This is a genomic window from Neobacillus sp. DZ-9 (assembly GCF_059587065.1).
The window spans coordinates 92,746-112,842 of the sequence record NZ_JCAIOL010000002.1 but is presented as its reverse complement, the minus strand read 5'-3'; the positions used below and the strand labels follow the sequence as shown (position 1 = coordinate 112,842).

Annotated in this window: 12 protein-coding genes; 5 read left to right on the top strand and 7 right to left on the bottom strand. The window is 38.2% G+C overall.

Annotation, left to right across the window (positions count from 1 at the left end):
- Nucleotides 1–77: 77 nt before the first annotated feature.
- Nucleotides 78–6,695 carry a DUF4350 domain-containing protein gene (locus AC59HZ_RS04875; RefSeq protein ID WP_496544753.1) on the bottom strand — a complete coding sequence of 2,206 codons (6,618 nt, stop codon included), beginning with the start codon at nucleotides 6,693–6,695 and terminating at the stop codon, nucleotides 78–80.
- Between the two features lie 281 nt (nucleotides 6,696–6,976).
- Between AC59HZ_RS04875 and AC59HZ_RS04870 the strand changes: the two genes are divergently transcribed.
- From AC59HZ_RS04870 to AC59HZ_RS04860, 3 genes are all read left to right on the top strand, one after another.
- Entirely contained in the window at nucleotides 6,977–8,179 is a 1,203-nt protein-coding gene (locus tag AC59HZ_RS04870) for a HupE/UreJ family protein (protein WP_496544752.1), read from the top strand.
- A gap of 124 nt (nucleotides 8,180–8,303) precedes the next feature.
- Nucleotides 8,304–9,560, top strand: coding sequence for a DUF445 domain-containing protein (locus tag AC59HZ_RS04865; protein ID WP_496544751.1), 1,257 nt, complete (start codon nucleotides 8,304–8,306; stop codon nucleotides 9,558–9,560).
- Between the two features lie 134 nt (nucleotides 9,561–9,694).
- Complete coding sequence (locus AC59HZ_RS04860) at nucleotides 9,695–10,060, top strand: cytochrome-c oxidase (RefSeq protein WP_496544750.1); 366 nt, start codon at nucleotides 9,695–9,697, stop codon at nucleotides 10,058–10,060.
- Between the two features lie 100 nt (nucleotides 10,061–10,160).
- Here AC59HZ_RS04860 and AC59HZ_RS04855 read toward each other — a convergent pair whose 3' ends face one another.
- The 4 genes from AC59HZ_RS04855 to alaP all read right to left on the bottom strand — a co-directional run bounded on the left by AC59HZ_RS04855 (nucleotide 10,161) and on the right by alaP (nucleotide 14,451).
- On the bottom strand, nucleotides 10,161–11,048 hold the full coding sequence (locus tag AC59HZ_RS04855) for a TIGR03943 family putative permease subunit (protein WP_496544749.1): 888 nt from the start codon (nucleotides 11,046–11,048) through the stop codon (nucleotides 10,161–10,163).
- Between the two features lie 12 nt (nucleotides 11,049–11,060).
- Complete coding sequence (locus AC59HZ_RS04850) at nucleotides 11,061–11,930, bottom strand: permease (protein ID WP_496544748.1); 870 nt, start codon at nucleotides 11,928–11,930, stop codon at nucleotides 11,061–11,063.
- Nucleotides 11,931–12,151: 221 nt separating this feature from the next.
- Nucleotides 12,152–12,991 (bottom strand): 5'-nucleotidase, lipoprotein e(P4) family, encoded by an 840-nt coding sequence (locus AC59HZ_RS04845; protein ID WP_496544747.1) that lies wholly within the window; start codon nucleotides 12,989–12,991, stop codon nucleotides 12,152–12,154.
- Between the two features lie 59 nt (nucleotides 12,992–13,050).
- Nucleotides 13,051–14,451: an alanine permease AlaP gene (alaP, locus tag AC59HZ_RS04840; RefSeq protein WP_496544746.1), complete on the bottom strand. Its 1,401-nt coding sequence runs from the start codon at nucleotides 14,449–14,451 to the stop codon at nucleotides 13,051–13,053.
- A 299-nt stretch (nucleotides 14,452–14,750) separates the two neighbouring features.
- Here alaP and AC59HZ_RS04835 point away from each other — a divergent pair, with 299 nt between their 5' ends.
- Together AC59HZ_RS04835 and ald are read left to right on the top strand one after the other, a co-directional pair.
- A complete protein-coding gene (locus AC59HZ_RS04835) occupies nucleotides 14,751–16,004 on the top strand; it encodes a PucR family transcriptional regulator (RefSeq protein ID WP_496544745.1) in 1,254 nt (417 codons plus the stop codon).
- 130 nt (nucleotides 16,005–16,134) lie between these two features.
- Nucleotides 16,135–17,268, top strand: coding sequence for an alanine dehydrogenase (ald, locus tag AC59HZ_RS04830; RefSeq protein ID WP_496544744.1), 1,134 nt, complete (start codon nucleotides 16,135–16,137; stop codon nucleotides 17,266–17,268).
- Between the two features lie 18 nt (nucleotides 17,269–17,286).
- Here ald and AC59HZ_RS04825 read toward each other — a convergent pair whose 3' ends face one another.
- Both AC59HZ_RS04825 and AC59HZ_RS04820 read right to left on the bottom strand, forming a co-directional pair.
- Entirely contained in the window at nucleotides 17,287–18,627 is a 1,341-nt protein-coding gene (locus AC59HZ_RS04825) for a UDP-glucose dehydrogenase family protein (protein WP_496544743.1), read from the bottom strand.
- A gap of 20 nt (nucleotides 18,628–18,647) precedes the next feature.
- Nucleotides 18,648–20,048 carry a hypothetical protein gene (locus AC59HZ_RS04820; protein ID WP_496544742.1) on the bottom strand — a complete coding sequence of 467 codons (1,401 nt, stop codon included), beginning with the start codon at nucleotides 20,046–20,048 and terminating at the stop codon, nucleotides 18,648–18,650.
- Between the last annotated feature and the right edge of the window lie 49 nt (nucleotides 20,049–20,097).

The following is a 20,097-nucleotide window of genomic DNA, read 5'->3' as shown; positions in this document are numbered from 1 at the left end:
ATTTTTTTAACTAATTACAGAAATCAGCACAAAACCTCCTCTCATTCTTGAGAGGAGGTTTTGTTTATAGAAGCAGATTATTGAATCCAGGCACCATCTTTGCCAATCTTATACTTACCAATCATGGTATTGGCAGCCATATGACCGTCATTGTATAGGTAGTACCACTTGTTGCCCACTTTAATCCATCCGGTTGCCATAGAACCGTCAGCATTTAAGTAATACCATTTTCCGCTTGATTGAACCCATGAACTTGTTTTCATGACTCCATTTCCATCTACAAAGTACCATTTACCGTTTGTTAGAATCCATGAATTAGTTTTCATGACTCCAATTGCATCAACATAGTACCATTTCTTGTTTGTTTGAACCCATGAATTTGTTTTCTTAGCTCCACTAGCGTCAACAAAGTACCATTTGCCAAGGTAAAGTATCCATGTATTTGTTGGCATTTTTCCTGATGCATCAACAAAATAGGATTTACCGTTTGCTGAAGGTACCCATGTATTTGTGCGCATAGAACCGTTGTTCTCTGAAAAATAGTACCAATAACCGTCAATTTGTTTCCAGCCGGTTACCATTGTATATTCTTCTTTGTCAAGATAATATTTATTGCCATTAAGTTCGAGCCAGCCAGATACTAATTCTCCGGTTTGAGGATTGATATAAATCCAAGTATTAGTATCGATTTTGAACCAGCCGGTTTGAGCAGCTGTTACAGCCACTTTAAGTGCTTCACTAACGTTGCCAGAAATATCTGTTTGAGTAATTGCCAATATCGTTCCGACAGCTTGTTTTTGAATGTCAAATTCGAAGTAGCCATCTTCATCAGCAGTACCTGAGCCAATTAATTCTCCGTTTACTTTTACTTCAACTTTTGCGAATGGCTCAGCATATCCTGCTACAAAGTTATCAAACTGTGTGACATCAAAACTTAATTCAGGTGCTGCTGGTGGTGTCCCGTCAGTTACCATTACCTCTGTAGCCGCACTTGTGTTGCCGCCTGCATCAGTTGATGTTACTACAATTTTTGTTCCTGATACTTGTTTCTCAATTGTAATTGAGAATGTGCCATCAGCATTTGTAGTGTCTTTCCCAATTTCTTTGCCGTTAACAGTTGCAGTTACAACTGCGCCCGCTTCCGCTTTGCCTGTAACCTTTGTTGATTGGTCAGTAACCTTATCAACTATTGGTGCTGATGGAGCTGTAGCGTCGCTGACTGTAACTTCAGCTGCTTCACTAATATTGTTTGATGCGTCAGTTGCTGTTACTACAATTTTTGTTCCTGCTGCCTGCTTTTCAATGGTAATCGTAAATTTGCCTTCTGCATCGGCTGTTGCTTTTCCAATTTCTTGGCCGTTTACTTTCGCCACAACTGTTGCTAAAGCTTCAGCTGTTCCTGAAATAACAACATCATTCTCAGATACTGGATTTACAGCTGGCGCTTCTGGCGCTGTAGTATCCAGTGCAATCGTTCCAACTAATTCTTTCGTATCTCTTACACGGATGCGGGTACCCTGTGCAAAAGCACCCGATAAACCGACAGCTTCAAGCGTGTCACCTTTTGAAAGAACTGGAACCGGACCGCTTTGGTTCACAATGTATCCGTCCGTAAATACTAACACATCACCAGAACCATCATTGATGACATAGGAATTTTCATCAAACTTAGATACAACAGTCCCTTTTACCTTCACAAGCAGACCTTGGTTCGCAGCGGATGTCGCTTCACCAGTAGCTACTTGTTTCGGCTGTACAGGATCTCCTAAGCTTAGTTTAATAACATCATTTGCAAATGTCGTAAACTCTAATTCTTTGTTATTTTCAAAAGTCTTAATATGACCATACACGCGTACTTTGTCGCCTAGTTTAAGAGAACCTTCTGGAACCTCTTGGAATGCCATAATACCGCCAGTTGCATCCTGCAGATAGAAGGCATCAAAGAAATTGCCTGCTCCAGTCGTAACTGTTCCTTCTACGACCACATCTGTACCATCAGCTAAAGAACGTACATCCTCAATCTTCGCAACCTTCGCTTCACGATGCGCTAACCAGTTGATGGCGTTAAACGTGAATTCGTCGTTGCCTTTTGGTTCAAACGATTCATCCATTTGCTTATCATTGAAAATATTCATACCTGATACAATGACACGGCCTTGATCGCCAATTTCTTCTGATGCAATCATTGGAATCGCTGAACCGCCAGTTGTATCGGATACAGAATCATAAGTGTATCCACCTTTGATATTGCCTTGGTAGGTTGTATCATTACCTTTTGCCAGGATGGTAACCTTACCGCCGTCAGTCAACGGCTGATTGTCCGCTCCTGATAGACTTGTACCACTGTAGTAATCGATAAACGATACGCGGTCAGTGATATAGTTAGAGACTAATCCAGGATGTAGTCTGACAGCATATGGGCTGACTTTTGGATCGCTCCAGAAGTTACCGGTTTTACTATCATCAAATACTCCATCATTACCCATACGGATGGCAGAGCCGATATCCGATAATAGGTCATTGTTTATGGTCGGATCAGCGCTATTATTGCTCTTTCCAGCCATCAGCAGGGAACCGCCATTTTTCACGAACTTCGCTACGGCTGCTCGTTCATCAGCTGATAAAGCTGTTCTTGCGTGTGTTAACACTAATACTTTTACATTGCTTAACACATCATCGGTAAGCGCAACTTTATTTTCAGTTACTGTGTAGCCTTCTTTTTGAAGCATGAGTGTAAATGCTTTTAAGTTGTCTTTATACGTACCGCTGTCAGCACTTGTATTTTCGTTGCCATGGAAAGCATCGATTACTACTTTAATGCCAAGCGGCTCTTTGATTTGTACGGGTACCGTAAAGGCGGTATCACCAAGATCTAAGCCATCAAGTGATGTAACAACGGCAATAAGCTTATGGTCGCCTTTAATTGGGTTTGCCCAAGTTGCTGTTGCAACAGCTGATCCTTTAGATAAAATAGATGAAATATTGTTTGTTCCAATTAAGTTTTCAGGCTTAACTTCATCGTAATAGAAGTCTACCTTAAGATTTTTCACTACTTCTGTTCCGTTGTTCGCAACAGTTGCTTTTAATGTAGCAGGGTTGCCGCCGACAATCACGCCGCCATCGACATCGATGCTATTTACTTTAACGTCGACTGACTCTTCTTTTGACCAGATTGGTGAAGAGTAAATGCGTTCGCCGTCCATTTGTGTAACCTTTACAACAAACCATTGTTGTCCGCCCGTTACAGTGTATGATGGCTTCCAAGTGAATTCTTTTTCCATCGGTGTAATCGAATCTACCACTTTTCCACCGTTTGTAATCAATTCCACTTTTTGAATTCTATCATCAGACTTATAAGATGTTGGAAGGTAGTTATAGTCGCTGTTATTATGCGCTTCAGCCACTAAGTCGCTTCCTGTAATGTTGAAGCTCAATTTTTTGCTGTCTACTGTTGAACCCATGTAGTAGCCATTTGCTAATACATCCAATGTGAAGTTAGGATCTTCTTCCATGTACACGCGCATGTTACGCATAGAGTGTAATAGGGATGCTTGGGAAAGGTCGTCCGCTACGATTACGGTACGAGCGTTTACTTGGCCCCATGTTCCTTCATGGTTATCTTCTCCATAAGTTGGAGCTACGTGCCAGCCTAAATCAAGAGCTGAGTAAAACTTGTTTTCCGCATTTGCATATCCATAGTGACCAGAACCATTACCCACTTCTAACATCGTGAATAGCTTGTCTACGTCTTTGTTATAAGGTTTAAAGTTGTTAAACGCATTGGCAGACATATCTGGGTGGTTAAATTGACCGACGATATCGTCGTATGTCATAACCCATGCATAATATTGATTTAAATCTTGATACTGCTTTCCATTAATGTTTCGGTCGATAAAATTATCGGTTCCGAAGATATTGGAGTGTCCCCAAGTAGTAGAAGTCATTTCGAACGCTGGGAATACTACATAATCACTGGTTGTGTATTGCTTAGCAAGGTCTTTTGTTAATTGCCACTGTGAGCCACCAGTACGTTCCGGCATTCCATTACGTACTACTGTATCCGTACCTAATTTTTCAGGGTCGATATCATGTGAGTGGTCAGAGAAAGCAAACCAATCGTAATGATGGGCTTTTCCAGCTTTTAAGGCATCTTCTGGTGTACCAGCACCATCGTGTGAAATATTCGTGTGGTTGTGTGTTGTACCCCGGTAATGGTTACCGCCTGTAAAACGTGGAACCACTTCAAAATTCCATTCTTTTTCAGCAAGATTGCCTTTGCCGTCTTTTGCAGAAACCTTTACAGTATGTGTTCCTAGTGCAAGATCCGTTTCAGGAACATATTTCACTTGTGTTTTGCTGATTGTTGCAGCAGGGGCAGTAAGCTCCTTGCCATCCAGCCACAATTGAACCGTTGTTTCGTCCACACCGCTTGGGTCTTCAAGTAAAGCGGAAATTTCCGGTGTTGGACTTTCTACTTTATCTCCAGACTGTGGAGTTTCACCTGTAATTGCTGGTCCAGTCTTATCCTCCACCAATACTACCGCATATGGTGAAGCACTTGTTCCAGCTGATTGGACTTGGGTACCAGCTTTGGCTTCAATGTAATAATCGAATCCATTTTGTGGTACATTCGCTGCTGTTAAAGTCGCAGTATAACGTCCGTCACCGCCATTTACCATTGGTAATGCAGTATATTCAGTAGAATCTTTTGCTCTGTAGTATACAGTTACAGATTCTGCACCATCGGCATTAGCTTCGAATCCAACGTTTGTATCTTTGTATACTTGTGTTAATGCTGTGTGCGTAATGCCTAAAATTGGAGATATATCCTTTACATCACGCGGATATACTTGATACCCATTTATTGCTGAAGCATTAGATGTAAACTGTCCTAAAACACCAGTAACAACATAGCTTTTTCCTACTACAAGGTCAGTGTCAGGTTTAATACCTGTTGCACCCATTACACGTAAAGTAGTTGCTTTAGCGTTTTCATCAACAAATGTTACGTTATAGTTCGCACCTGATGCAGCAACTGCAGAAACCTTTCCAGTTACAGTTACAAGACTGCCTTCAACCGGCTCAGCCACTGCGTACGTGTTCAAATCTAAAATGGTAAGCGTTTTAGGTGTTGGAATTGGGTTGCCCTCACTGATTTTCTCAATAGAAGTAGGTTCGAATTCCGTCAAGCCGTTATAAACTAGTACTTTACCAGTGATCCGTAATTTATCGCCTTTTAAAACCTTGTATCCGATATCAAGAGATGAGCTGAAAATGTTGATACCAGCTGTATCATCTTGAAGATAGAAGTTTTGCTTTTGCGTCCCAAGAATTTGGTTATCGACGGTGGCAACACCTTCAACCGTGAAGAACTTATTCAGGTTTACCGGCTGCCCTTTTGAATCAGAAGCACGTACGTCCGCAAGCTTTGCAACTGCCGTTGTATCGGCTTTTGTCACTGAAACTGGAACACTTTCTAACTTAATTCCTGTTGCAGAGCTTGTCATTTGTGTTACATAAACAGTGCCAGGAGCATTGTTGATCGTTACGGAGAAATCACCTGCTGTTCCTGCTTTGATTTCTTGTGCATTTAATTTTTCTGTTTTTGTTGCAGTATCGTTTGGATAAACATTGATGATAGCATTTGCTGCGGCAGCTCCTGCGCCGCCGATTAATGTTCCGACACCATCGGCTACAACATAGCTTAATTTTGCTTGTGCCACAGAGGCACTCTCTGTCGCTAAATCAATTTTGATCGCAGCACTTTCAGCCAGACCAGTCTGGGTAGCCGCTACGTATACAGATGTTAATGTTGTTGAGACACTAATATCGAAAGAACCATCAGCACCCGCTGTTCCAGAGCCAATTGCTGTGCCCTTGGATGCGGTTTCATAAATTTTAATAGTAGAATTAGCTTCGGCTGCTTCTGCTAGACCTGTTACTTTTGATGAAGTGCCGTTTTGTACAAATTGAATATTCGTTCCTTTTGGCTGTAAGCTTAATACAGGAACCATTGGTGCTTCCGCTGGACTCTGAGAGTTCCTAGGAGTTGGGGTAACTGTAACAAAATCAGTTGCATTGTCATCTGAATCCCATGCATTTCCGAGACCTGGTGCAGGTGCAGTATTTGCATAAGGGACCCGTACTGCACTTAAAGTAGCAGAAGGTGTTTTTGTAGGTCCTGTTCCTTCATAACCTACAGATCCAGTTCCATAACCTACAAAATCAACGACTTCAGTTGGATATTGTCCAGTTACAGCTGTGGTTTTATTAACCAGTACCACTTTACCTGAACCTGCCCCCATCGCTAGAGCACCTGTAGCATCAGGTGTTGGTAAAGGTTTATCCTTTACTGTGGCCCCTGGTGCTTCTTGAACGAGATAATATCCATGGGATTTAATGGTCCCTGATAGTGTAGTTAGGTTCCACTGTGGACCTGTGCTACTGGTATACTGAACAGACCATCCATCCAGTACTACATCACTATCGGTTGGATTGTATAATTCAATAAAGTCATTTGTGTAAGTAGCGCCACTATTACCTCCCCCGCCATAAACCTGAGAGATAACAACATGATCAGCTTGCTCGGCATGAGCCCTGCCAATGAAACTGCTTGGCAAAAATGTACTGATCAGTAGCAGCGCTGCCATAAACGTACTCGTCCAACGCTTAAACTTCCGATTGCCTGCTATCATTCATTAACCACCTTTTATCTGTAAATTTTGAAAATACATGATAGAAAACGGTTACATAGGTCTTCTATCATGCATCTGGTTCACTATTATTCTACAAAATTTTCAAACTGAAAGATATATATTTTTTGTAAATTTATTATATAGATATGTAAAAAAAAATTTATTAAATATGTACAAACAAGCACAAAATATGATTATATAAAGGAGAAATTTTGTTTTGCTTTAAATTGGTAAATTTAAGTAATTATTTTAATATAATATTTATCAGGAGGATTTTTTTAATGTATCGTTCTATCAAAATTCGACAAAGGTTGAATGTCAGACCTCTAACCTTGATTTCACTAGCACTTTTTCTATTTATCTTTACCTCTTTCCCCTCCCAGTCATCAGCCCATGCATATAGTGCAAGTTATACACAGATAACAATGAACCAAGAAAAGACAGAAGTGGTCTTCTCCATTGATACGTTATCGATACTGGAGTTACTTCCAAAGATAGATAAAAATAAAAATTGGGTTTTAGAGAAATCGGAAATTAACAGCGACAGGCATCATTTAGATGAATTAATTACAGATGGGCTTACTCTTGATAAGGGTAACAGGGAACTAGAACCGAAAATTGAAAAGATGAAAATCATCAAGAAAGGAAATAAAGAATTTTTATCAATTTACATGAGCTATCCTGCATTCTCACCAGGTGAAACACTCTCTTATAATGATGGATTTTATTTCAATGACACGGGCACTAACTATGTCGATCTCATCTCAGCATCCTATTTGGGTGAAACGAGTGAAGCAGTGTTAGAGGGAAAAAATAGAACCTGGACCTTTCTGGCCACCGAGGTGCAACAAGAGCAACAGGCTCCAGGGGGGCAATCGATTCAGCAAAATACAAATCAAAGCCAAACGGACCAAGCTGTGCAGGAAAAATCCAATACTCCTACTTCCTGGTTCTCTTTTTTCAAATTAGGAATGATGCATATTTTAACCGGGTATGACCATTTATTATTTCTATTTGCCTTATTGTTAAGAAAACAAACCTTTAAACAATATGCTGCCATTGTCACTTCTTTTACCATTGCACATAGCATTACATTAAGCCTTGCTGTCTTGGGATGGATCACATTGCCTTCACGTTTCGTCGAGGCGACAATCGCCTTCAGTATTTGCTACGTGGCACTAGAAAATATTTTCCGAAAAGAGATTAAATACCGCTGGAGTATCACCTTCTTATTCGGATTAATACATGGGCTGGGGTTTGCCACTATATTAAAAGAAATGGCCATTCCAAAAAGCCACCTTGCCGTGGCATTAATTAATTTTAACCTGGGAATTGAGGCCGTTCAGCTTACGATTGTCCTATTACTTTTGCCTTTACTTGGATTAATCCAAAAGCAAAAGTCTTATAGAAAAATTGTCCAAATTGGCTCTATTATCATCACACTCTTGGGTGGGTTTTGGTTAATTGAGCGAATCTTTTCTTAAAAATCAAATAAGTACTTCTTAATAAAATATTTCACTATTTTATTAAGAAGTTTTTTTTGCTTTTTATTATGTTAAATTGAGATAATAGCCTTACCATATTTATCTAAAAACGAGGGGTACAAAAATGTTCAAGCAAAAAAATAAATCAAGGCATCTTGCCGCTATTTCCCTTGCTGTGATGGCAATTGGATTCATTGCTACAATGCCTTATCAGGATTCACTTTGGGGTGTAATCCTGCAGGGTGGTTTCGAAGCAGGACTTGTCGGAGGTCTAGCCGATTGGTTTGCCGTAACCGCTTTGTTTCGACATCCACTTGGTATTCCTATTCCACATACAGCCTTGCTCCCTAAAAACCGTAAAAGAATCATCGGGGGCATTATTTCAATGTTAGAAAATGATTGGCTTACAAAAGAAAGTATTCGTAAGAAAATTGATACCTTTCATTTCTCGGATAAAATTCTATCCTTAATTGAAAAGGAGCTACACTCACCTGGGGTGCAAAAAAATTTCAAATCCGTTATTCAATATTTACTTAATAAAGTAGATATTAAAAAAATTGCTCCCATTATTGAAAAGGAAATAAAGAATTACTTAAATGAACTGGATATTAAACTCTATCTCCCATTACTTATTGATCAAGTATCGATTAGGAAATACGATGAAAGAGCACTTGATTTCGTATTAAAAGAGATTGATGAATGGGCATCTAGAGAAACAACGAAATACAAACTCGGGGGCATGGCAGTTGACGCTATTGAAAATATTAAAGCAGATGGGATCATGCAGTTTGCTTTGAAGTCCTTTAGTAATCTGGTTAATGAGGAAAAATTAGGAGGAATTCTCCAGAATTTAATCCTTAAAGGTGTAGATAGTTTCCGTGATCCCTATAATCAAAACAGACAAACCTTGCTCAATCATATCCATAAAAAATTGCAAAACATTAAAAGTGATGAAAAGATTTTTGATGAGCTCGAAAACTTTAAAATACAATTGATAGACAAATGGGAACCGGAAGAAAAAATAACCGGCTTTTTAACTAAACTCCAGCAGAAAGCTATTGAAACTTTAGAGGACCCTATATTTATGAATGAATATTTACTCCCTTTAATCGAAAATAGCTTAAATGAATTTAAAGAAAATCCTGAAAAAATTAACAATCTAGAATCTTGGATTAAGAAGCATATTTCCAACTTTGTTGATAATAATCATTCAAAAATAGGTAAACTCGTCGAAGAGAATTTAGAAAAGCTTGATAACGAAACACTCATCAACATGATTGAAAACAATGTAGGAAAGGACCTTCAATGGATTCGAGTAAATGGGGCAGTTTGTGGATTTTTAATTGGTCTCGTTTTAATTGGAATTAAAACCTTTTTCTGAGCAGCCGTAAAATTGGGGCTGCTTGTTTTTTTGAAATTACAAATTATGTCCTATTAAATGAAAGTTCTTTTTCCAAGTAGTTCTTCATATTTAGTACTGTAGTCATATTTTTCACTAAATAAGGAGGCTGAGGAATGGGAGTTAGGTTTATTAAAATCTCTGTTGTGTATTTTGTCATAGGTGTTTGTATGGGGATGTATATGTCCATGACAGAGAAATTTGACCTTACGCCAGTACACGTCCATGTCAATTTGTTAGGATGGGTGTCAATGACACTAGCTGGGCTCATTTATGCAGTTTATCCAAGTGCAGCGGAAACAGGATTAGCGAAAGTTCATTTTTGGCTCCATAATATTGCATTGCCTGTCATGATGATTGCCCTTGCATGCTTAGTTTCCGGAGTTGAATCTGCCGGTCCTTTCATTGCCATTGGCGGGACATTATTGGTTCTGGCCATTATCCTCTTCGCCATAAATATCCTAAAGAATGTTAAGAGCTAATCGATTATTGTTGTAGTTTTAAACCCAATACGAAAAAGCAGTGAAAGAATAATGATATTAACAAAGGACCCCAAAGGGTCCTTTTTTTCAAATAATCTTATTAATTAAAGCTGTTTCGATAAACATAAGGATCTTTAGGCTGGTTGATTGTTTTATAACTTGTCACTTTGATAACAGGAATTCTCGCCTTCATTGGAGCATAATATTCGGTATCCACTTTTCCTGTTACCTGGTACCATTGGTCATTTGGAATATGAATGTCATTCGGGAATTGAATCATCATACCAAATGCCCCAGAGTCTGCTATACAATGGATGATCCCAAACCGAAGCAGAAAGATTTGATTGTTGTTTAGGTTAGGACCGTTATAAGAGAAACCTTTAAAAGTAATTGTTTTCCCCACGAAATCTCCCGAGTAATTATAAATGACTTCTAATGCTTTTAAATAATCATTATCAGTCAAGGTAATATCGTTCTTTACTTTATAAGACTTGGACTCCTTATGAACTAAATCTAAGAAGGCATCTTGTCCTAAAAATTGGCTCATATCAGGATTAAGAACTTGATGCATCCCGTATTTATCATTACCATCCTCTAAGGTAGGGAATTGAAACCCTTTGGCATTCACTAGCTGTGAATCCAAAGTTGCAACAGGTAAAAGAACACCTGTAAGGGCGGGTATTAATACAAACGTGTAAGATAAAAATCTTTTTACCTTTTTTCCTTTAGATACTTTCTTTTTGTCAATTTCATGATTGTGTTCGTGATCATGGTCATGATGACAATCACAGCCAATGTGGTCCTTTTGTTGCTTCTTGTCAGATAAATACCATCTTATTCCTTCAGCAATCGTCAACAGAAATAACACCACGACCATGCTTTTAGATAGGAAGGCATATTTCATGTTTATATATTTTGAAATGTTCCCTGAAAGGTGCAGAGTAAAAAATAAGTTGGTAAACAATAATAAAATGACAACCCTAAACATCTAAATCCCCCTTTACAGAAGAAGTGAACCAATGAATACAAAGACTGAAATTAAAGTAACTAAAATAATAACGATTCTTTTCTGAAAATATCCGGTCATCATCAAAACATTTTTTATATCTAACATTGGCCCTAAAACTAGAAAAGCTACAATAGAACTTTGGCCGAAACTATTTCTAAATGAGGAAGCAACAAAAGCATCCGCTTCCGAACAAATCGATAAGATAAACGCTAAGCCCATCATGACTAAAATCGCTGTAACTTTTGTATCACCTAAAGTAAGTAGAACTTTTGTTGGTACATAAACCTGCATTGAAGCAGCAATCAATGACCCCATAACGAGAAATTTAGCTACACTTAGAAATTCATCAATTGTATGTGTAACAACACTAATCAGCTTTTGTTTGGTGTTTTGGTTAGAATGATCATGGGCGTGCAGATCAATATTCTCTTTCAATGGATTTTCTTTGATAACAAAAGATAGGACAATACCAACCAAAATAGAAACAACTAACGCTAATCCTGCTCTGTAAAAAACCATTGTCCAACTATCACCAAAGGCGATGAATGTGGCAAATACTACAATGGGATTGATAATAGGCGATGAGAGCATAAAGGAAATAGCCGCATGAGGTCCTACCCCCTTCTTTATTAATCTCGAAGCTATCGGGACTATTCCACATTCACACCCAGGGAATAATACCCCTAAAAAACTAGCGGTAATAACCGATAAAAATCTATTTTTAGGCATTAATCGAATAATCATATTTTCAGATACGAATACTTCAATCAGTGCAGAAATTAATGCACCAATGACAATAAAAGGAATAGCTTCAATCACAATACTGATAAAAATCGTATTTAATTGCAATAATCGATCCATAGAAGTACCTCCTTGAAGAAACACTTCACTACTAGGTTTATTTAAAAAACATTTTCTATCATATCAAAAAACAATGTATATTGTTATGTTTTCATTTTCCAAATGTGGTAGATTACTTGGTTTAATGAATGAATAAATACATCATACTACTTTAATTTGAAAAATAAAAACAAAAAGACAGCTCCTTAATAATCGGAACTGCCTAATGATATTTACGAAAATCATGGTTGAAATGGCTCTAAATTATCTTTCCTTAGCTTTGCTTTTTCAAGATCAGGTCTTCTGGAATCATATTGATAAATAGCACCTTCCCAATCTCCATACATGGGATTAGGGAAAACGATTAACTTCCTTCCAAATTCATTCCTTTGTTTGTCTGCCATTTGTGCTCTTTGGGTTACAGAAAGCCCCTCAAACCCACTGAAATCCCCAAGATTATCACCAAACAACAATACAATATCATGTGTTTGCGCAACCTGAAGACGTCGTGCTTCTTTTCCTCTTTCTCCCCTTTGCTTCAATAAAACATGTGCTGCATCCGCTTGCGGCGCGCCAACCCGTTGTAAATTAATAATCGTTGCTGCTTTTTGCGATTCTTTGCGATTGGATATATAAAAAATGGCTATACCCCTTGAATCTGCATATTTTAAAAATTCTATTGCACCTGGTAAGGCTCTTGCCTCAGCACGTTCCACCCACATGCCCCAGTTCAAATTTGCGCTCGCTGGTGACATGATTTTCGCCGCGAAGAGCGGGCTATTATCAATAACGGTCTCATCTAAATCCAGAACAATTGCAGGCTTCAACCCTTGTTTCCATTGTTTTTTACTGAGTATGTCATCCAATCTCATTTTTCCAATGTTATATCCTTGATAAAATAAGGCCCTTGCCTCCCCTGCTTTTTGAAACCAAAGAACTGACATGGTATTTTGCTCTTGCAACGGGTTAATAACGGTTTGTGACTTCGCCTGATCACAGGAAAAAGTAAAAAATAAGGTCAATGCTGTGATACAGATTATTTTACTCTTCTCCAATATATGGCCCTCCTTTTTGAGTTCCATTTTAGTATGTGGAATCAAGGTAAAAAAATGAGGCCCTTTTTCCAGGGCCTCATTTCAGCTTAACCTATTCGTTTTTTAGATGCAGTTTGTGTTAAATCTCTTTTATGAAAACCTTTTAAATAATAAACCCCAACCAAGAATATTAGGAATAACGGGCCAATCACTAAGGCTATTCTTGTATCCGGATTATAGGCCATTAGAGCAATAACAAAGGCTAAAAAGGCTAATGAGATATAAGAAGTAAATGGAAATAGTGGAACTTTGTATTTTAAATTCGTCACTTCATTTGGCTTTAAGCTTTTACGGTAACGAATTTGCGATAACAGAATAATTCCCCATGTCCAAATCGCTCCAAATGTTGCAATACTAGTCACCCAGGTAAAAACTTTTGCCGGAACGATATAGTTCAGCACTACGCCAATTAATAAAGCACCTGCTGAGGCTAAAACCGCAATACCTGGAACACCGTTTTTTGTTACTTTACCAAAATTCTGCGGTGCTTCACCGTGCTCCGCCAGATTAAATAGCATCCGTGCTGTACTAAAAATACCACTGTTACAAGATGAAAGAGCAGCCGTTAACACGACAAAGTTAATAATTCCTGCTGCACCTGGAATGCCGATTTTTTCAAAAGTAAGTACAAACGGACTTCCCTTCGTTCCAATTTCTTCCCATGGATAAATCGACATGATCACAAACAATGCACCTACATAAAAAATTAAAATTCGCCAGAAGACAGAGTCAATCGCCCTTGAAAGAGATTTCTCCGGATTTTTAACTTCCCCAGCCGTTACCCCAATCATTTCAATTCCAAGATATGCAAACATAACCATTTGCAAGGACAGGAGAACACCTTTAATTCCATTAGGGAAAAATCCGCCATGTTCCCATAAATTTTTAATTCCTGTTGCTAGGCCGCCGTTTCCTAATCCAAAGAAAATCATTCCAGCCCCTACAACAATCATTGCCAAAATGGTTACAATTTTAATAAGAGCAAACCAGAATTCCAATTCCCCATATGCTTTAACCGCTAAAAAGTTTACTGTTGCCATAATGACAAGTGCTGCAAGTGCCCATATCCAACGTGGAACACCAGGGTACCAATATTCCATATAGATTCCGACAGCCGTAATTTCAGCCATACAAGTAACGACCCACAAAAACCAATAATTCCAGCCAGTAATATATCCTGCAAGCGGTCCCAAATAATCACGTGCGTATTTACTGAACGAACCGGCAACAGGTTTTTGAATCGCCATTTCCCCAAGTGCTCTCATAATGAAAAACATAATCAAGCCACTAAAAGCGTATCCAAATAAAATACCTGGTCCAGCCATTTTAATTGCGGTTGCAGAACCTAAAAACAGTCCAACCCCGATGGCTGCCCCTAAAGACATCAAGGTAATGTGCCTTTCTTCTAAACCGCGATGAAGTTCTTTGCCATGAGTGTTTTTGCTCATATATTAATCTCCCCCTGATTAATCAACTTCAATTTCCTTTCCATCCCACTTCATTTGTTTTTATTAAAATAGTAACAATATTATTTATTTTACCACAACGGCATAAAGTATTAGTGTTTTCTCCTTCCTTTTTCCTATTTGGCAACGCTTTCAAAATAGAATTTTTTAAATATTTATTTTTTTGAATATTACTTGAATTATTTTAACATTATTTTTAACGAATTTTTTTGTGAAAAAACAAGAAATTATCTCTTTTATTTTGTAAAATTAAACAAAGGAATATTATTAATTCTTCCATTATGGAGGTTACCAGTTTGAGTAATAGATTACATGATCCTTTTAAAACGGCCTTTGATAGTTTAGAGGAATTTGCCGACCTCATTAGTCAGGTTTTGAAATGTCCTGTGACCATTGAGGATGTGAATCATCGGCTTCTTGCCTATAGTACACACGATGAACGGACAGATCCGGCAAGAATTTCGACGATCATAGGCCGCAGGGTTCCAGAAAAAGTTATTAACCAATTATGGAAAGAAGGAACCATTCCAGCTCTCCTCCAAACGAGTGAGCCTATTCGTGTAAAGAGTATAGAGGATGTAGGACTCAGCAACAGGGTTGCCATTTCGATTTGGAAGCAGGAGGAAGTAATCGGATTTATTTGGGCATTAGAAATTGACAAATCCTTAACGGATGAAGATTTCAGCCTATTAAAAAAGGCTGCGGATGCTGCAAAAAATAAACTCCTTCAGCTTCAGACCAGGAAAAATAAAAAGGAAGAACGTTCTCAGGAGTTTTTTTGGAAACTTTTAACAGGTCATTTGAAGGTTCAGGAAGAAATATTTGAAAACTTCCATACTTTGCAAATAACACCATCGTCTTCGTTCGCCGTTTTAGTTTTTCAGTTTAATGAAAATATCACCAGTAAAGAAGAGCAAAACATCTCTTATCTTTTAAAAACAAACCAGCGGCTGAAAATTATGCTTTATACCATAGACTGTAACCAGCTCATTCTATTAGTATCCGCTGAAGGTTTAGAAAACCCGCTTACTGAGCTTGAACAATTTGTCCAGGTTTTTATATTAAAGATGAGGGATCGCTACGGAGTTAGGGATATCACCCCTGTTTTGAGTGGTATTTATACGGATTATCAAAAAATCAGACGAGCCTATGAGGAGACGTTATCTGTTTTATCTATTAAACAAAAATTCCCTTACGAAACCAAAGACATTTACAATTATCAAAAGCTTGGCATTTATCAATTCTTTGGTCTCCTGTTGGAAAAAAGGAAAACCGAAGAATACGAAAACTATTCCTTAACAAATTTACACGAATATGATCAGAAGCATAATAGCAATCTCGTGGAAACCTTAGAGATTTTTTTAAATAATGATAATAATATTAATGATGCTGCTAAGGAATTAAATGTCCACGCTAATACGTTAAATTATCGCTTGAAACGGATCGCTGAAATTGGCGAGGTAAATTTTAAGGATCCGAATCAAAAAATGATGCTCTACTTAGATTTAAAACTTGAAAAATACAAAGGGATTTGAACGTTTTGTGAAAATCCCCAAAAACGTAACCAATCTTTCTCCTTTCCTAACAAAGAAATTTCCCTGCAAACATTTTATACTTTAGCCATAGGTAAATTACTTTTAAGTTATTTAGGGAGGAATTTGGGTTATGTTTATTGGTGTACCGAAAGAAATTAAAAACAATGAAAATCGTGTAGCACTTACACCAGCTGGTGTTGTTTCATTTTTAAATGCGGGTCATACTGTTTTGGTAGAAAAAGATGCCGGAATTGGAAGCGGTTTCACTAATGATGATTACGCAAAAGCCGGTGCTGAGATTATCGACAGCGCTGAACAAGTATGGACAAAATCAGATATGATTATGAAGGTAAAAGAACCTCTTGCAAGTGAATACAAGTACTTCCGTCAAGGTTTAATCCTATTTACGTATCTACATCTTGCTGCTGAGCCACCTCTCGCTCAAGCACTTAAAGATAGCGGCGTAATTGCCATTGCTTACGAAACAGTTACTGCGAACAGAACGCTTCCACTTTTAACTCCAATGAGCGAAGTGGCTGGACGTATGGCAGCACAAATCGGAGCACAGTTCTTACAAAAGAATAATGGCGGCCAAGGCATCCTTCTTGCAGGTGTACCTGGGGTTAACCGCGGTAAAGTAACAATCGTAGGCGGTGGTATTGTTGGAACAAACGCTGCTAAAATGGCGATTGGCCTTGGTGCAGATGTTACAATCATCGACTTAAGTGCTGACCGTCTTCGCCAGCTTGATGATATTTTCGGAAATCAGATTAAAACATTAATGTCTAATCCCTTCAATATTGCAGAAGCAGTTGCAGAAGCAGATCTTTTAATTGGTGCTGTTCTAATTCCAGGTGCAAAAGCTCCTAAGCTTGTAACAGAAGAAATGGTTAAAACTATGAAACCAGGATCAGTTATAGTGGACGTCGCGATTGACCAGGGTGGAATTGTTGAAACAATCGACCATGTAACAACTCACGACAATCCAACTTTCGAAAAGCATGGCGTTATTCACTACTCTGTTGCCAATATGCCTGGTGCTGTTCCTAGAACTTCAACTATTGCATTAACAAATGTGACGGTTCCATATGCCCTGCAAATCGCTAATAAAGGCGTTTATAAGGCTATTGCTGAAAACGCAGCATTAAAACAAGGCGTGAACGTTGCTAACGGTGAAATTACATTCGAAGCCGTTGCAAAGGATCTTGGTTATGAGTTTGTAACAGTAGAAGATGCTCTTCAAAAAGAACTTGCAGCTATCTAATATATAAAAATCTACCCCTCAAGAGATTTCTTGGGGGGCTTTAAATTTTATTCTTCCATACACACTCGGTCTACCAATCGAATGGTATTCAATCGGATAAATTTTAATAGCATTCAGATCAAAGCAATTTCTGCCATCAAAGATAACGGGCTCTGACATCCATTCAATTAAATTATTAAATGGAATATTTTTAATCTCCTCCCACTCTGTTACAATAAAAGCCATTTCCGCACCTTTCAGTGCCTGATCCAATTGATTTGTGTATGAGATTAAATTACCAATCTCATTCATAGCATTCTTTACCGCAACAGGGTCATAGGCCGTGACCAATGCTCCCTCTGCCACCAACTGTTTGGCAAGCTTAAGTGCAACTGACTCACGAACGTCATCTGTATTTGGTTTGAAAGACAGCCCTAGCAAAGCGACTTTTTTACCTTTTAAGTTAGTATATCGATCTAAAGCTTTCTCAATGAGCTTTAATTCCTGCCGCTTATTAATCTCCATTGCTTCATCTAAAAGATGGGAAGATAATCCAGCCTCTCTTGCTAAATAAGCAAGAGCCTCCGTATCTTTAGGCAAACAAGATCCGCCAAATCCCACTCCAGCATTCAGAAACGAGGTTCCAATCCGTGTATCCATCCCAATTCCGAGCGCCACTTCTTCAATGTTACCGCCTATAGTCTCACAAAGATTTGAAAGAGCATTTGCGTAGCTTATTTTTAAAGCCAAAAAAGAATTTGCAGCCATTTTAATTAATTCAGCACTTTTGATATCCGTTTTAATAATTGGAACGCCAAACGGCTCATAAAGCTCCTCAATAGTTTGAATTGCCGCCTCACTATCTGAGCCAATAACAATTCGGTCTCCATTGAAAGTATCATATACGGCTGATCCCTGACGGAGAAATTCGGGGTTTGCCACCATCTGAAAACCAAGTGTGGTCCGAGACTGAATCCAGTCTTTAATTTTTTCATTTGTTCCTACAGGTACCGTACTTTTCGTTACAATGATAATATTATTTCGTCTAAGCGCCATGCCAATTTCTTTTGCAATCTGCTCAATAAAATGTAAATCAAGAGAGCCATTTTTATCATTTGGCGTACCAACAGCAATCATAATGATGTCGGCATCCTGATATCCATCAATTGAGTTGGTTGTAAAGGTAAGTCTCCCTTCTTCGATGTTTTTCTTCAGAAGCTCTTCCAAGCCAGGTTCATAAATGGTTGCCTGCCCCTTAAGCAGAGAATTTATCTTCTCAGAATCACGGTCCACACAAATTACTTTATTGCCAAGTTCAGCAAAGCAAACCCCTGTGACGAGACCGACATAACCAGTTCCAGCAATCGCTATTTTTTTCAAAGATTAATTTCCTTTCCTCATTAATTGCCTTCCCATTTATATAAAGTAATCTCATGATAAACAGGATCAAATAGTTCATTTGATTGAAAGCTTAATACCTTTGTAATTTTACTATCTAAAGAAATCCCTTGTGCCCGAAATCCTTTTACGACCTTATCCGTTAGCAAAATGGTTTTGCCGCGATAATACTTTGAATCGGACTGGAAAAATTGAAAGGTTTCGATTCGTTTGTGCGTATATGGGGCATGCAAATACTGCAGTACCCTCGTTTCTTCCCATGTATACAGCACGATTGGCTCATCGAATTTTTCCAGAAATGCATTCATTTTATAAATTGCCGGGCTTTTAGTTGCCTCCGCCTTCAGTAATACAACATCGTTCCAAACTTGTTGTCCTAATAGAAACAAAGATAGTGCAAGAATCAGGAAAGAAGTTTTTTTTGAAAAAATTATGGTACATAGAAAAAATACTAGCAGAATTACGAGCGGCAGCGTGTGCCGCGCCTTATCAACGTTTTGTGCAAGCAGGCCCCATATAAAATAACTGCCGAACATTAAATATACTAGCTTAATTAAAGGGTGTGCAGGTACATTTTTTTTGGATATAGCTAGTAGTATAATGTAAATAAGAATGACAATGGCAGATCTTGCTGCGAGTCCTGTCCAAATTATATTATCCCAAGTAAAAATAAAAAACCTTTCAAAAAAACTTATTTTTGATGTTTCAATTGCACCTCCCCAGTCATTGAAATGACCACTTGTAAATGCTAAAGAGAGCTTGATAAAACCAGTCAAACTTCCTTCCGAAAATATGAGTGCTACTACCCAGCAGGCCTGAAAGGCTAAGCCAAAGAGAGAAAAATAGATAAGCTCTCTCCAAGTGGTGTTTTTATTTTTCATTTTAGAATAAAAAAGAAAAAGGATGCCGATCGCAAAAGGCAAATAAGAAAGGCGGATACCTAACAAGATACTTAACAAACCTAATGGCAACAAAATATAGGTTGAATTTCTCCTTTCAAATGCAAAAAGCAAACTCCAAAAATACCACCAAAAGGCAGCAAGAGCCGCCCCTTCTGACATCGGCTGGTTGACCATAATGATACAATAACTGGTTGAATAGATTATAGCTGTTGAAAACCATGAATAACTGCCGGTTAATAATCTCCTGCATACTTTGTAAACAGGAAAAATAGAAGTGGCATAAAATAAAATATTAAATAACGTTAATGCCTCAGATGGACTTTTCACAAAAGGATTCAACATTTTCCCGCCAAGAATAAAAAAGGGATATCCGGGAAAGTGTGGCTGCATTGCCATTAAATCAAAACGGGAGACGGCAAGGGTAAAATCAACCTGATCCCAGGACGAGGTAAAGGGATTAACATACATAAGTTGTGAAATAAAAACAATTATGATTGACAAAATAGATACTATTCTTAACAGGGTGCATTTCAACGGAATATATATTTTC